Source organism: Massilia phyllosphaerae, assembly GCF_034659755.1.
GTDB classification, from domain to species: Bacteria; Pseudomonadota; Gammaproteobacteria; order Burkholderiales; family Burkholderiaceae_D; genus Telluria; species Telluria phyllosphaerae.
In genome coordinates, this window is the sequence record NZ_JAXSQX010000010.1 from 72,906 (window position 1) to 85,547 (window position 12,642).

Consider the following 12,642-nt stretch of genomic DNA (forward strand, 5'->3'; position numbering starts at 1 on the left):
CCACCTAGTAAAGATGCGCGTACTGGCGGGTAGACAAGCACACCAAGCGCGAACGCGATATCGGTCGCCATCGGGATACCGACGCACCTTGGGTTACAGTCCCACCGTTGAAAACGAAGTGGATTAAAGCCGGTACTGCAATGCCGCCAGCTGCTGCCAACATCGGCAGCATGGGGTTGCGTAGTTCACCCTTGAGCCATTCAAACGTAGGTCGTTTTAACGTCCTCTTCTGGCCGATCTCGGCCTTTGGACCCAGCGTAGCATATTGCCGCAGTGAAAAATTCAGGAACAACTACGGCTGGCCGCAACCGACCCAAATCAGTCATTTCTCATTACTTCGTATTCAGAAGTCTAGCGCCAACAACGTTATTCGGATTTATTGATGACTGCTTCGATTCGATAGCCATCAGGATCGAAAACGAACGCGGCATAATACCCAGCCCCGTACTCAGGACGAGGCCCCGGCAACCCGTTGCACTGTCCTCCATGGACGAGTGCAGCCGCATGAAATTCGTGTATGTGTTCGGGCTCAGTCGCAGCAAACGCCAGATGAAACCCTTCGCCTGGAACCTGAACTCGATCCGCCAGTTTGAGGCATAGCTTATCGCCGCCACCTGCATAGCCGTAGCCGACAGCCTCGTCATCGGCAAAAACCTGCACGTATCCTAGAGGTGCGAGGACTGCGTCGTAGAAAGATGAAGCACGGTTCAGGTCAGAGACAGCGATAGACAAATGATGCAGCATATTTTTCTCACGTTGGATGGGGGTTATAGGCCCGCTCTTGGCCGAAACCAAAAGTTCGATTGTGACAGTGTACTTAAGTAGGACCACAGACGACACCTTCAGTCAGTCGCGGTTTGGTTATGATATTGACAGTGGAACTTCTTCGAGACGCGCGTGACCGAGTACCTGACCAGCGGTACGCTCAACTGGGATTGACTCCAGGACTGGTCTGACGTCGCGATCGCGCTGGGAAGGCCGGCCCTCTGCTAAACAGGGCCGGCTTTTTTGTTTTCAGCGCGCCAGCCCGTGCGCTAGGCGCTCTCCGTTGGCGAGCCCCCATGCCGCCACCGCCAGCACCTGCGCCGCTTGCACGAGGCTGGCGCGGTCGACATGGTCGAAACTGTCGACCTGGGTGTGCTGGGTATGGGTGCGGTAGTCGCGCTCGTCCTGCAGGGCCGGGAAGGCGGGCACGCCCTGCTCGGCGAATGGTTCGAAGTCGGATCCGCGGGACGGGCCATAGACGATGTCCAGCGGCCCTAGACTGGCGGCTGGCGCGACGGCGCGCGTCAGGGCCGCATACAAGGCATCGCTCTTCATGTCGGGAAAGCCGACCACGCGACCGGCGCCGGTATCCTGAACCAGCACAGCCTGAATGCGCGCCAACTCGTCGCGATGCGCGGCCACGTAGGCGCGGCTCCCCAACAGGCCTTGCTCCTCGCCCGAGAACAGCACCACGCGCAGGCCGCGTTTCGGGCGCAGGCCGAGCGCATGGTAGGCGCGCAGCACCTCCAGCATGGTGACAACGCCTGCGCCATTGTCGGTTGCGCCGGTGCCCAGGTCCCAGGAATCGAGGTGGGCGCCCAGCACGACCATCTCCCCTTCTTCGCCTTCGCCAGGGTAATCAGCTACCACGTTATAGGCCAGCACCGGATGCGCTGCGAAATGGCCGTCCAGCGCCATCTCGACCCGCGGCACGACCCCGCGCGCGAGCAGGCGCGCGAGCACGTTCGCATGCTCGCGCGTGACGATCGCCGTGCGCCGGTCGAACAGCGAATGCGGCCCGCCCCACATCTCGCGCAAGCCATTCTCCTTCTGCGCAACCAGAAGCACCCCGGCCAGCCGCGCGTCGTGCAGCGCGCGCGTGGCGGCCGCGAGATAGGCCGGCATGTCCTTGCCCTGTTCGGGCGTGGCCCTGGGCGCAGACTGGACCAGGACGATCTTGCCTTTCAGCGCAGGCAGCGCCGCCTTGAACTCGTCCAGCGTCTGCACGTCGAGCAGCGCCACCTCGGCCCGCACCAGTCCCGGCGTGCCCTCAGTCCAGGCTTTCTGCACGACGTCGAGCGCCATGCCGTTCGCGTTCAGCAAGCGCGCCCGCGCATCGGCGCGCCGCCATGGGCGCCCCATGTCGTAGGCTTCCAGGTGGACGTCGACAGCGCCATAGGCGCGCAGCCGCGCCATCGCCCATTGCTGCGCGCGCTGCAGCTGGGGCGAGCCGGTGAGCCGCCCACCGATGTCGTCGCACAGCTGCTCCAAGTTGGACATCGATTCGGCGTGCTGGCCAATCTCGTCGATCAGCCGGCTCTCGGGCGTAGCCGCCAGCGCCGCGCCGCACAGCACGCAGCCGGACAACAACGCCGGCAGGGCCAGGAAAATTCGTAGCATCGCGGCCTCCGTCAACGCCGCGGCATCGGCGGCAGGGCGGCGACGAATTGCGCCAACGTGCCCTTGTCGCGCGCGGCGATCGCCTCGTCCAGGCCCGCCGAGCGGATGTCGGGGTGCGTCGGCAGCATGTTTTCGTAGGCGCGCAGGATGCCTTCTAGCCCGGCGAGCGTCACGGCGTCGCGATCTTCGGGCGACTTGCGCGGGTCCTGGATGAGATGGCTCAGCTGGTAGGCGGCGGTGCTGACCTCGTGCTGGAATGCCATCACCCGTCGCAGCTCGCCCTTGGCCGCGCCGTTCATCAGCCAGAAGGCGGCCTTGTCGGGACCGAAGTTGTAGTCGGTGACGTCGTCCGACCATTTCTGGAACCAGCGCCCGTCGGGCGACGTCATCGTGGCGATCGGATCCTTGTCGGACGCGGCCGCGATCTGTCCAACGCGGGCTGCGTCTTGCGGGGTAGCCGGCGCGGAGTTGTTTTGCGCCATGGCTGGGAATGCTAGACTGAGGCTGACCAGGACAACGGCGTGGAAGCGCATCAGGAAACGTAGCAAGCTCATAAATTCTCCTTCTTTGTGTGGGTTCGAACGGGACGTTCACCACACGCTTGAGCAAGCGGCGTGCCATGTACTAAACCATTGATGCGCAGGGTGATTTCCATCGACAAACGCGGCATGAGGTGTGCGTCTCCGGACACCAGTGAACGGACTCGGACACGGCGATGCCACGACAAGCCCTCATCACCGCAACTATGCTCGTTCGCTCAACCCCCTACACTCGCCAGTACGCTGCTGCTCCAGACGCAATATATTCAGCATCATGTTGGCACCCGCCATGACGACATGGCGGTCTGCTCAACCGAATAAAGACGGCGGCGAGCTCAACGGCCTCTGTACCAACGGCTCGGGCTGTTGCATGCAATTGCGTGGCGGACCGCTCCGACCCATTGCGGAGGTTCACTATCGTAGTCTTAACCCGTTTGGATTGACTGCATCCTCATCGCGACGCGTCGGATAGTAGGCCTTCTTATGGTCGCACTCGTAGAAGAGGACCCCGTGAATGCTCATCGCTTGGCGCTTCGGCACGCAGCGCTTCCAAATTCCGGAGAACGCGGCGTCTAAAGTTTGCGACGGCTGCTTTTGGTAGACCTCATCGATAAATGCCACATCTGTGCCATCTGGGAAGATGAGCGCAAACTCCTCGTCAGTCGCCGCGAAGATGTCGTAGACCGCCTTTTCGGCCCCATCAAAAACCTGAATATTCTTGACTTAGCATTCCTGTTGAGCGGCCGCTCTTGGCCGAACCCAGCCGCTCAAGCCAGCATAGCATGTTGCCTCAGCGGAAAACTCTCGGACTATCACGACCGGCAGCAACCGACCCAAAGCAGCCGTCAACTAATCGGAGCCTAGCTGAACTAGGGATGCAAAAATAGGAGGATCGGCAGCCCTGACTAGGAGGCATGCTGTATAGTTGATCGTGTAAGCGTGATCCTACGTTCCAATAACCTATCCGCCTACCTTGGACATCTCCGTGAAAAACCGTCAACCGCAACTTGCCGATTACATACCAGAAGCTGTATATAGCTGCGACAGCGAAGGTCGCGTTGTCGACTTCAATCTTGCCGCCGTGACACTGTGGGGCCGGGAACCGAAACCGGGGGCCGAATACTGGTGCGGTTCGAAAGCGATGTACACGCTTGAAGGTGTCCACCTACCGCACGATCAATGCCCGATGGCAATAGCGATTCGCGAGCGTCGCGAAATTGGCCGTGTCGAGGCAATGGTCGAGCGCCCCGACGGCGAACGGCGGTATGTGCTAGCGCATCCACGCCTAGTTCGTAATGATGAAGGGAATATCACGGGAGCCGTGAATGTGGTCATTGATATCACTGAGCGCCGCACTGTCGAGGACCAGCTACGCCAGCATGATCTCCGAAAGGACGCATTCATTTCGACAGTGGCGCATGAACTGCGCAGCCCACTCTCGCCAATTATGTCGGCCGCTGAGATGATTGAAGCGACGGACAGTCCGGTCGCGATGAAACGCTTGGCCGGCGTCATTACGCGCCAAGCACGCATGTTGGGCCGGCTGGTTAACGATCTGTTCGACGCATCGCGTCTCACGCGCGGTGAATTGCCTCTGCATAAAATCTCTGTGCCTTTCGAACAGGTGCTGCAGGTGGCACTCGACACAGTGCGTCCATCTGTGGATGCGCGCCGCCAAGTGCTGACGACGACGGCATTGCCAGCTGGACTCCTGGTGGAATGCGACGACGTCCGCGTGGCCCAGTTGATCGCCAATGTGTTGGGCAACGCAAGTAAATATACTCAAGATGAGGGCACGATCGACGTTGACGTCTCGTTGGACGGCAATTCTGTGACGGTGCAAGTGAGGGACAACGGCATCGGCATCGCTGCCGAGCGCCTGACCGATATTTTCAAGCTGTATGCGCAAGTCGATCACGGTGATGCCAGGCGTCGCGGCGGCATGGGCGTTGGCCTCTCCCTAGCGCTCGACCTGGCAAGGAGCCATGGGGGTACCGTGCAAGCGTTTTCTGATGGTCCTGGCCACGGCAGCCGTTTTGAAATCGTGCTGCCGATCGTCGCGCCGGCTTCAACCTTGCACTGATTTAGGCAATGCCTAAGTGAATCTGTTGCCGGTTTCCGTTTTAATAGCCGAGATGGCGTAGGTGCCGCGTGACTTGGGCGTCAACTGGCCTGATACCCTCGTAACTGCACGGCGCTGCAGAGGTTGATTGGTGACGCGGTGGCGACCAAGCCGGGGCGCGATGTGAGGCCATGTCCTTGCGACCGATAAACCCATCGAGTTTTAGCCGCAAAGCTGCTGGCTCGCCTCCAGGCGGCTTGAATTTATATATCCACCGACCGCTCTTGGCCGAAGTCGGCCGGTCAAGCCAGCATAGCAGGTTGCCAAGGCGAAAAACTCGCGAAGTGTCACGACCGGCAGCAACCGACCCGAAGCGGACGCTCAACAAGCAGAACAGTTGTCCCTTTGGCCGTTAATCTGCCTGGTACACAAGCAGGTTTTGCAAACGATTTACTGTGCTTGCCACCTGCGAAAAATACCTTGTATCGAGCAACGATCTAAGGGATGTTACGTGTTTTTCGAAGTAAGTAAAGAGCCAATCCTATTGGCGAATATACTAATGTCGAAAGGTTTCGTCATCACTTCCATCCCTGGGGCCAGGCCGCCATTGCCGATGACGGCCGCATCTGCATATCCGGTAATAAATAACACCTTCAGGTCCTGGCGCCATATGCGTGACGCGTCCGCGACTTGACGGCCGTTCAGCCCGCCCGGAAGACCCACGTCGGTGATCAACAGATCGATATGCGTGTTCGAGCGCAGCACCTGCAGCCCGGTAGGGCCGTCCTGCGCAGTGAACACGCGATAGCCGGCGTCGCGCAACAGTTCTCCGATAAGTTCGCGCAGCGCAGGTTCGTCTTCGATGACCAGCACCGTCTCGCCGTGGCCGGATTCGAGGGGCACGTTTGCGATGGAGTCCTCCGCAGCGACCGTGCCGACGTAGCGCGGCAGGTAGAGCGACATCGTCGTTCCGATTCCCACCTCTGAGCGGACGCGTACCTGACCGCCCGACTGATGCACGAAGCCGTACACCATCGATAGGCCCAGGCCCGTGCCTTCCCCGAGTGGCTTGGTTGTATAGAACGGATCGAAGATGCGTTTTATCACCTCCGGCGGCATGCCTGAGCCTGTATCGGAAACGCTGAGCACGACATACTCGCCCGGTGACACGTTCGGCTCCAGATGATGTTCGTCGATGGATCTGTTGGCGCATACCAGCGTCAACTTGCCACCCGCCGGCATCATCGCATCGCGCGCGTTGATACACAGGTTGAGCAGTGCATTCTCGAGTTGCGATGCATCGATCCTGGTAGGCCAAAGATCCGGCGCGTCGACGATCTCCACTTGCACCATCGGGCCGACCGAACGGCGGACCAGTTCATCCATGTCGGCAACCAGACGATTGACGTTCGTCGGCTTTGGATCGAGCGTTTGCCGGCGCGAGAATGCCAGCAGCCGCTGCGTGAGCGCGGCAGCCCGGCGCACCGAGGATTCGCCAATGTCGATGTAACGCTCGAGTCCATTGAACTGGCCGCGCTGGAGTTTGAATTTCAGCACCTGCAAGCCGCCACTGATGGAAGCCAGCAAATTATTGAAGTCGTGCGCGAGGCCGCCGGTAAGCTGGCCGACCGCTTCCATTTTCTGACTCTGGCGCAGCTGTTCCTCGGCCTGTTCGAGACGGGTGCGTGCCTCTTTAGCTTCGGTGATGTCGCGCCCCGTGCCGAACACTTCACCGCCGCTCGGTGCCAGCGCCCATTGGACCCAGCGGTAGCTACCATCCTTGTGGATAAGCCGGTTCTCGAAAATAGGCGGCGACGCCTTGGCGGCGGCACGTAGGGCTTTGTCCGTCGCATTGATGTCATCGGGATGCACGAGCGATGTGGCATACAGGCCTGACAACTCGTCCGGGCTGTAACCGAGCAGGCTGGCCCAACTAGGGTTTGTCTCGCGATAGTGGCCATCCGGAGATAGGATCATCATCAGGTCGGGCGAAATCTTCCACATGCGGTTGCGTTCCGCAGTGCGTATTTCGACCGCATATTCGAGTTCGGCGTTCAGATTCTTGAGGCTGATTTCCGCGTACCGGCGCTCGGCCGCCTGACGCAGGCGGTCCGCAGCTTCGCGCACGAAGTCGATTTCTTTCGGACTCCAGAGCCGGGGTGAGGCAGTATTGACGTACAAGATGGCTACGGTCCTACCATGTTCCACGACAGGATGATTGATGAGCGATCCCACATGCAGTCGCTGTAGCGGCTCGGAATTATCCGCAGTCCGCCAATCGGTTACCACGTCTTCGATGACTACTGTTTTGCCGGTGCGCAATTCGTCCGCGTACTTGCCATAGTCGTCCAGATGATAGCTTCCGGCCAGCGATGGAAAGTCGGCGCGTGTCCAATCGTTCGGCACTTCAAACGTCTGATCGTCGTGGAAGACCCGGCCGTAGCCGACCCGATCCGCGTGCAATGTCGTGCCAATTACTTCGGCCGCGGCAAGCTGTAAGGCGTTCAGGTCCTCGACATTGCGCAAGTGGTCGCTTAGTTCGGCCAAGGCGATACGCAGCCGTTCAGCGTCCTTGACGACCAGTTCGGCCTGGCGCCGTTCAATGGCGCCCCGGGCGCGCTGCTCGACCTCGCGCATGAATGTGATGTCTTCGTCGCTCCACATGCGCTGGCTGGCTTCCGGCACCCGTTCGAAGTCGGCGACGACCACGCTATTGCCAACGCCCGCCACGCCTAGCGCACCGCCGATCGTTTCGGCCGCGACTGCCGACATGGCCTCGATCGTCTCTGAGGCAAGCAGGCGTTCGCCCAAGTCGTGCAGCGAAGACTTGCGCGCCTCGGCACGCACCCGGGCGGTGATTTCGATAAAGATAATGTAGAAGCGGTCCTTGTCGGCCGGGTAGATCCGACCTTCGTACCAGCGGCCCAGATTGCCGACCTGCCGGATAAACATCCCGGGTTTCTCGTTGTCGACGACCTCGGCCACCTGGTCGACCCAGCTTTGCTCAATGCCGGGAAAGAGATCGCGGATCGTGTGGCCGACCGCCGTGCGCGCCTCGATGCCGACTTGCCGTCCCCATGCGTCGTTCACATCGACGTAGCGCCAGTCGACGACATGTCCATCAGCGTCTCGTACGACCTGGCCGACGATGATGCCTTCGTCCAGCTTTTCAAACACGTCGCGCCAGCGGCCGTCGCTTGCCCTGAGCGCGAGTTCGGCTTCATGCGCGCGCGTCATGTCGCGTGAGATCACCAACAGCCGCTCCGGGCGCGCATCGGCGCCGTTGATCGGCGTGACCACGACGTCCCAGAACCGCGCGTTACCCTTGGCTGTCGGCGCCGGGCCACTGAAGTGACCGGTCTCGCCCCGGCGTGCTGCTTCCAATGCCGCTTGCGCCTGCTCGCGCGCTTTCCCGGTCCAGCGGTCGAGCCACGAGGTACCTGCGATCTGGGCGAAGTCGTCGACCTCCATTACCCGGCGTCCGCCTTCGCTCATGAAGCGCAGGGTACCGTCGAGATCGAGCACCTTGATGCAATCGCTCGACGCAGCCAGGATGCGACGATTGAACTCTTCGGTGTCTTTCAGCGAGCTCTCGGCAATCTTGGCGGCAGTGATGTCGATTGCAACGCCGATGAAACGACTGGCGCGCTGGCCTTCCTGGATCATGCAGCGTGCGCGGACGAGAACATGCTGATAAACGTTGCCGCGGGCGTGAATACGGTATTGCTGCGTGTAGTCCGATGCCGATTCAATGGCCGCGCTGGACACTGTTTTAAGCATTTCGACGTCGTCGTGATGCACGCGCGCCATGTAATTGTCGACCGGCAACCCGGCATCCACAGCATCGGCGTCAAATCCGTAGAGGTCGGCAAAGCGCTGGTCCCCGCGTATGAGCTGGCTTCCTACATCCCACTCGAAGAAGCTGATCAAGCCAGTGTCCGCCGCTATTTCCGTACGTGTTCTGTCATTCAACAGATTGCGCATCAGGTGATGCTGTTCGGTGCGGTCACGCAGCATCTTCATGAAGCCGACGGGTTCACCCGACAAGGCGCGCAAGACAAACATCTCTCCCACTGCCCAGAATTGTCGACCATCCGACCTCAGGTGCCAGCGCTCGTCCTTGCCACGCCCCGTTTCGAGCGCTTCACGCATTTCGGTGGCCGGACGGCCGTTGGCGACGTCTTTAGCAGTAAAAATCCGTTCGGCTGATTCGCCAAGCATGTCTGTCTTAGACCATCCAAATATTCGATTGGCACCCGTGTTCCAGCTTGTGATACGGCCTGTCAAATCGAAGCTGATGATGCCGAAGTCGATTGCGCTGCGCAGAATGATGTCGGAAAGGTGGTCTACCGCAGGTTTGGACAGATCTTGATCGCTCGATTTCGTACTGCCGCGCGTATAGGACGCGGTACGCGCCAGCATGTTCAAGCTAGCCTGTACGACTTCATCGATGGATTGAAAACTTCCGTTTTCAACTTGTTGCTGTAAAAATTGATGCAGATGTTTGAGAAAGGAAGGGCTGACTTCCACGCTACTTGCCATTTTTGACGGAAATATTTAGATAATTGTATGTAGCTTACATTTACCTACAGTTTTTGCAACTCTTACCGTGTTGAGGTGGTGGCAAATGCTCAAAATGAGTTCGGGCGCAGTGTCGGCCCGTATATAATTTTTAACGTTTCATCTAAGAAATGACAGCGAATGTCTGCTTCTGGCCGAACCCGGCCATTGGGAGCCAGCATAGCAGGTTGCCTAACTGGAAAATTCATGGAATGTCTCGACAGGCCGGTTTCGAGATTCATGCAGACGGTTCCAGGAAAGCACTGGGCGTTGTCGCCGTCACCTGGCGGAAGGCGGACGAGAACGATGCTGTGCTGGCAAAGCCGAGTTCTGACGCCACTTGCGCGATCGCCTTACCGCGCGCGAGGCTGTCCATTGCATGGACGATCCGGGCGCGCTGGCGCCAAGTTTTGAACGTTAGCCCGGTCTCGGTCAGGAACACCCGGCTCAGCGTGCGCACCGAAGTCGCGGCGCGCGACGCGATCTCGGCGACGCTCAACCGGTTGCGCACGTCGCCGGCTGCGACCGCTGCGATGCGTTTGCCTGTTGCGCCAGTTGGCAAGGGTAGGAAGGTTGGCGCGTGTGCGGTCTCAGTTAATTCGTGAAGCATTAGGCGAACCACCAGTTCGGTCTTGTCGGCGCTCATCGCACTGTCGAACGCGACCGCAAGCAGCGTGCGCATCAACGGCGTGATACGTAGTGCGAAGGCGCGATCGAGCCGCGTCGGTGGTGCCCATGCCCGCGCGGCGGCGGGGTCCCAATGCACCATCCATAGCTCGGCATCGCTGAGAACCTCGACGTGATGCTGCACCCCGGCCGGGATCCAGACGCCGAGCTGCGGCGGCACAAGCCAGCGGCCGGCACCCGTGTGGACTTGGACCATGCCAGTGGCCGCGAACGTGAGTTGCGCCTCGTCGTGCGCGTGCATCGGCTCGCCAGCGCCGCGTGCTTTGTAGGCACGATGTAGGGTAAAAGCTGGGTAAGGCATGGTGGCTTGTCGGCGATGCAGGTTGGCGCCACATCGTAAAACGCTTCCTCTATGATCGCAACATCATTTGGTGAATCAACAGGAGCGTACAATGCGTGCAGTCGTAATCGAGTCGTATGGCGACAACAGTGTGGTGAATGTGGTCGACGTGGCCAGGCCGGCGCCACAGGCGGGAGAACTCCTTGTGAAAGTGCGGGCGGCGGGCGTGAACCCGATCGACTGGAAAATTCGTGGCGGCGTGGGCCAGCGCATGGGTATGACGCTACCGATTCATCTTGGCGGCGAAATCAGCGGCACGGTGGAGCAGGTCGGTGCAGGCGTCGCCGGGTTCAGCGTCGGGGACGCTGTCTTCGGCATCATTAAGGACGGCGGCTTTGCCGACTATGCGATAGCGCCCGCTGCCGACATGGTGCGCATACCGGCCGACCTGGACTTCATCGCCGCGGCCGCCATTCCGCTCGGCGCGCTAACGGCATGGCAGGCACTGTTCGACGTAGCCAAGCTAACACGCGGACAGCGGCTGCTCATTGCCGGCGCGTCAGGCGGCGTAGGGTCGCTGGCGGTGCAGATCGCGAAAACCGCAGGTGCACATGTTACGGCAATAGCGTCCGGACGGAATGCCGACTTCGTACGGAGCCTTGGTGCGGACACGTTCATCGATTACACTGCGCAGCCGTTCGAACAAGTGGCACGCGACATGGACGTCGTGTTCGACACCGTGGGGGGCGACACCTTCCAACGTGCGTTTGGGACGCTCAAGCATGGAGGCTTTCTGGTGACTTCAGTTGAGTTTCCGACCGAAGAAGACGGCCGGCGTGGAGTTGGCGTCGGGCGCGTGTTTTGCAAGCCCAATGCGGCGCAGCTGACTGCGATCCGAGACTTAGTGGAGGCAGGGAAGTTGCAGCCTCACGTGGCAACAGTGTTGACGCTCGATGAGGTCAAAGAGGCGTTTGCGCTGTCTGAAGGCGGTCGAACGCGGGGCAAGATTGTGCTTGGAATAAGTCAGTGAACAACGCCGACTTCGAGACACGGATCGCACAAGCGATGGTGCTTATGCCCCGCGTTCATGACGCGTGAGTTGCAATGGCCAAATCGTGTACGGCATGAACACGGTAGCCGTCGCAAGGTTGGCTTGGATATCTGCCATAAAGCGCTCGAGTTGGTGAATCCAAGAGAGCAAGCGCTCTTGCTCCAACTCCGGTAGGAACTCGAACCCTCCTTCATCAAAATAGGCTCCAGTCTCGATAAGATGTTTGTGCTGCTGAAGTTCACCGGTAACAGTGAGCGACATGCCTCCAAGCGCACTGATTCTATTGGCCAGTAAATCTATGAATGCAGCACGAGTCAACGTACCCTGAGCGTAAGCTGCAAGCGAGTTCCGCAATTGCTCAGAATCGAAGGATTTAACACGAAACTTCATTCAGGCGCTTACTAGACGCGCGACGGTCCGCTTCTGGCCGGTTGCCGACCTATTGTCGCGTCCGTTATCGACCCGAAGCGCACCTTACGCTACGGTGTACGACAATGTGTAATACCAATGCGTGCTATTCCGGCGTCCTGTCACTTTTACCAAGAGTATTCGGGCTCGACACGCACACGCCGTCGACAAAATACTCCCGATCAACTGGACAGATGTTACGGAATAACCGATGGTTGTCGTAGGTGTTCGTCGCAACCCAAAGCACTGCTACGGTTATCCAAGTAAAGAGTGAAGATATGTTTCCGGTCTTTCGAGTACGCTTGATGATTGCATATAGGGCGATCAGGTTGATCGTTAGGTAGACAAAGAGGAAGGGCAGCAATACGAAAAACCAATAGAATGGGTCGCCCGGGCCGCCTGGTAGCCCTTCCTCGCCTGGAACTGCCCAAATTTCGGAAGCCAGTCTTAAGTACACTCCAATACCAGCCAAGTTAATCAGGATCCAGATTGGCGCACGGCGGAAACGAATCAGCATATTAATGACTCTTAGGCTCACTTGTTATCTTCGAGGCCATGACCGGCCGCTGTTGGCCGATAGCAGACGGTCGAGCCAGCATAGCAGGTTGCCGAGCTGGAGAAAGTCGCAGACTGTCACGATGTCGTGGCGATTCACCCTCAAACCGCCAGG

The 12,642-nt window shown here is 59.5% G+C and carries 11 protein-coding genes; 2 read left to right on the forward strand and 9 right to left on the reverse strand.

The window, feature by feature from the left end; translation table 11 throughout:
* Nucleotides 1-4: 4 nt before the first annotated feature.
* The 5 genes from U1H99_RS27850 to U1H99_RS30255 all read right to left on the reverse strand — a co-directional run bounded on the left by U1H99_RS27850 (nucleotide 5) and on the right by U1H99_RS30255 (nucleotide 3,638).
* Nucleotides 5-172, reverse strand: a complete 168-nt coding sequence (locus U1H99_RS27850; RefSeq protein ID WP_323144936.1) for a hypothetical protein — start codon at nucleotides 170-172, stop codon at nucleotides 5-7.
* Between the two features lie 194 nt (nucleotides 173-366).
* Nucleotides 367-744 (reverse strand): VOC family protein, encoded by a 378-nt coding sequence (locus U1H99_RS27855; RefSeq protein ID WP_323144872.1) that lies wholly within the window; start codon nucleotides 742-744, stop codon nucleotides 367-369.
* 270 nt (nucleotides 745-1,014) lie between these two features.
* Complete coding sequence (locus U1H99_RS27860; protein WP_323144873.1) at nucleotides 1,015-2,385, reverse strand: M20/M25/M40 family metallo-hydrolase; 1,371 nt, start codon at nucleotides 2,383-2,385, stop codon at nucleotides 1,015-1,017.
* 11 nt (nucleotides 2,386-2,396) lie between these two features.
* The gene (locus U1H99_RS27865) at nucleotides 2,397-2,939 is read right to left on the reverse strand and encodes a hypothetical protein (RefSeq protein ID WP_323144874.1); all 543 of its coding nucleotides are present in this window, start codon (nucleotides 2,937-2,939) and stop codon (nucleotides 2,397-2,399) included.
* 399 nt (nucleotides 2,940-3,338) lie between these two features.
* Nucleotides 3,339-3,638, reverse strand: coding sequence for a DUF8220 family protein (locus tag U1H99_RS30255; RefSeq protein WP_510980333.1), 300 nt, complete (start codon nucleotides 3,636-3,638; stop codon nucleotides 3,339-3,341).
* A gap of 271 nt (nucleotides 3,639-3,909) precedes the next feature.
* Here U1H99_RS30255 and U1H99_RS27870 point away from each other — a divergent pair, with 271 nt between their 5' ends.
* Nucleotides 3,910-5,007 (forward strand): sensor histidine kinase, encoded by a 1,098-nt coding sequence (locus U1H99_RS27870; RefSeq protein WP_323144875.1) that lies wholly within the window; start codon nucleotides 3,910-3,912, stop codon nucleotides 5,005-5,007.
* A 486-nt stretch (nucleotides 5,008-5,493) separates the two neighbouring features.
* Here the strand turns inward: U1H99_RS27870 and U1H99_RS27875 are convergent, their stop codons facing one another.
* Nucleotides 5,494-9,516 (reverse strand): PAS domain S-box protein, encoded by a 4,023-nt coding sequence (locus U1H99_RS27875; protein ID WP_323144876.1) that lies wholly within the window; start codon nucleotides 9,514-9,516, stop codon nucleotides 5,494-5,496.
* Nucleotides 9,517-9,784: 268 nt separating this feature from the next.
* Nucleotides 9,785-10,474 (reverse strand): AraC family transcriptional regulator, encoded by a 690-nt coding sequence (locus U1H99_RS27880; protein ID WP_323144877.1) that lies wholly within the window; start codon nucleotides 10,472-10,474, stop codon nucleotides 9,785-9,787.
* A 151-nt stretch (nucleotides 10,475-10,625) separates the two neighbouring features.
* On the opposite strand from U1H99_RS27880, the gene U1H99_RS27885 reads away from it, so the two are divergent.
* Nucleotides 10,626-11,543, forward strand: a complete 918-nt coding sequence (locus tag U1H99_RS27885) for an NADP-dependent oxidoreductase (RefSeq protein WP_323144878.1) — start codon at nucleotides 10,626-10,628, stop codon at nucleotides 11,541-11,543.
* 42 nt (nucleotides 11,544-11,585) lie between these two features.
* On the opposite strand, the gene U1H99_RS27890 is transcribed toward U1H99_RS27885, so the two are convergent.
* Complete coding sequence (locus U1H99_RS27890; RefSeq protein WP_170204067.1) at nucleotides 11,586-11,954, reverse strand: hypothetical protein; 369 nt, start codon at nucleotides 11,952-11,954, stop codon at nucleotides 11,586-11,588.
* A gap of 124 nt (nucleotides 11,955-12,078) precedes the next feature.
* The gene (locus U1H99_RS27895; protein ID WP_323144879.1) at nucleotides 12,079-12,489 is read right to left on the reverse strand and encodes a hypothetical protein; all 411 of its coding nucleotides are present in this window, start codon (nucleotides 12,487-12,489) and stop codon (nucleotides 12,079-12,081) included.
* Nucleotides 12,490-12,642: the final 153 nt, after the last annotated feature.

Coding starts and splice junctions, on each gene's coding strand:
- U1H99_RS27885 (WP_323144878.1), top strand. CDS start 10,626: ATGCGTGCAGTCGTAATCGAGTCGTATGGCGACAACAGTGTGGTGAAT.
- U1H99_RS27880 (WP_323144877.1), bottom strand. CDS start 10,474: ATGCACGCGCACGACGAGGCGCAACTCACGTTCGCGGCCACTGGCATG.
- U1H99_RS27890 (WP_170204067.1), bottom strand. CDS start 11,954: ATGAAGTTTCGTGTTAAATCCTTCGATTCTGAGCAATTGCGGAACTCG.
- U1H99_RS27895 (WP_323144879.1), bottom strand. CDS start 12,489: ATGCTGATTCGTTTCCGCCGTGCGCCAATCTGGATCCTGATTAACTTG.
- U1H99_RS27850 (WP_323144936.1), bottom strand. CDS start 172: ATGCTGCCGATGTTGGCAGCAGCTGGCGGCATTGCAGTACCGGCTTTA.
- U1H99_RS27860 (WP_323144873.1), bottom strand. CDS start 2,385: ATGCTACGAATTTTCCTGGCCCTGCCGGCGTTGTTGTCCGGCTGCGTG.
- U1H99_RS27865 (WP_323144874.1), bottom strand. CDS start 2,939: ATGAGCTTGCTACGTTTCCTGATGCGCTTCCACGCCGTTGTCCTGGTC.
- U1H99_RS27855 (WP_323144872.1), bottom strand. CDS start 744: ATGCTGCATCATTTGTCTATCGCTGTCTCTGACCTGAACCGTGCTTCA.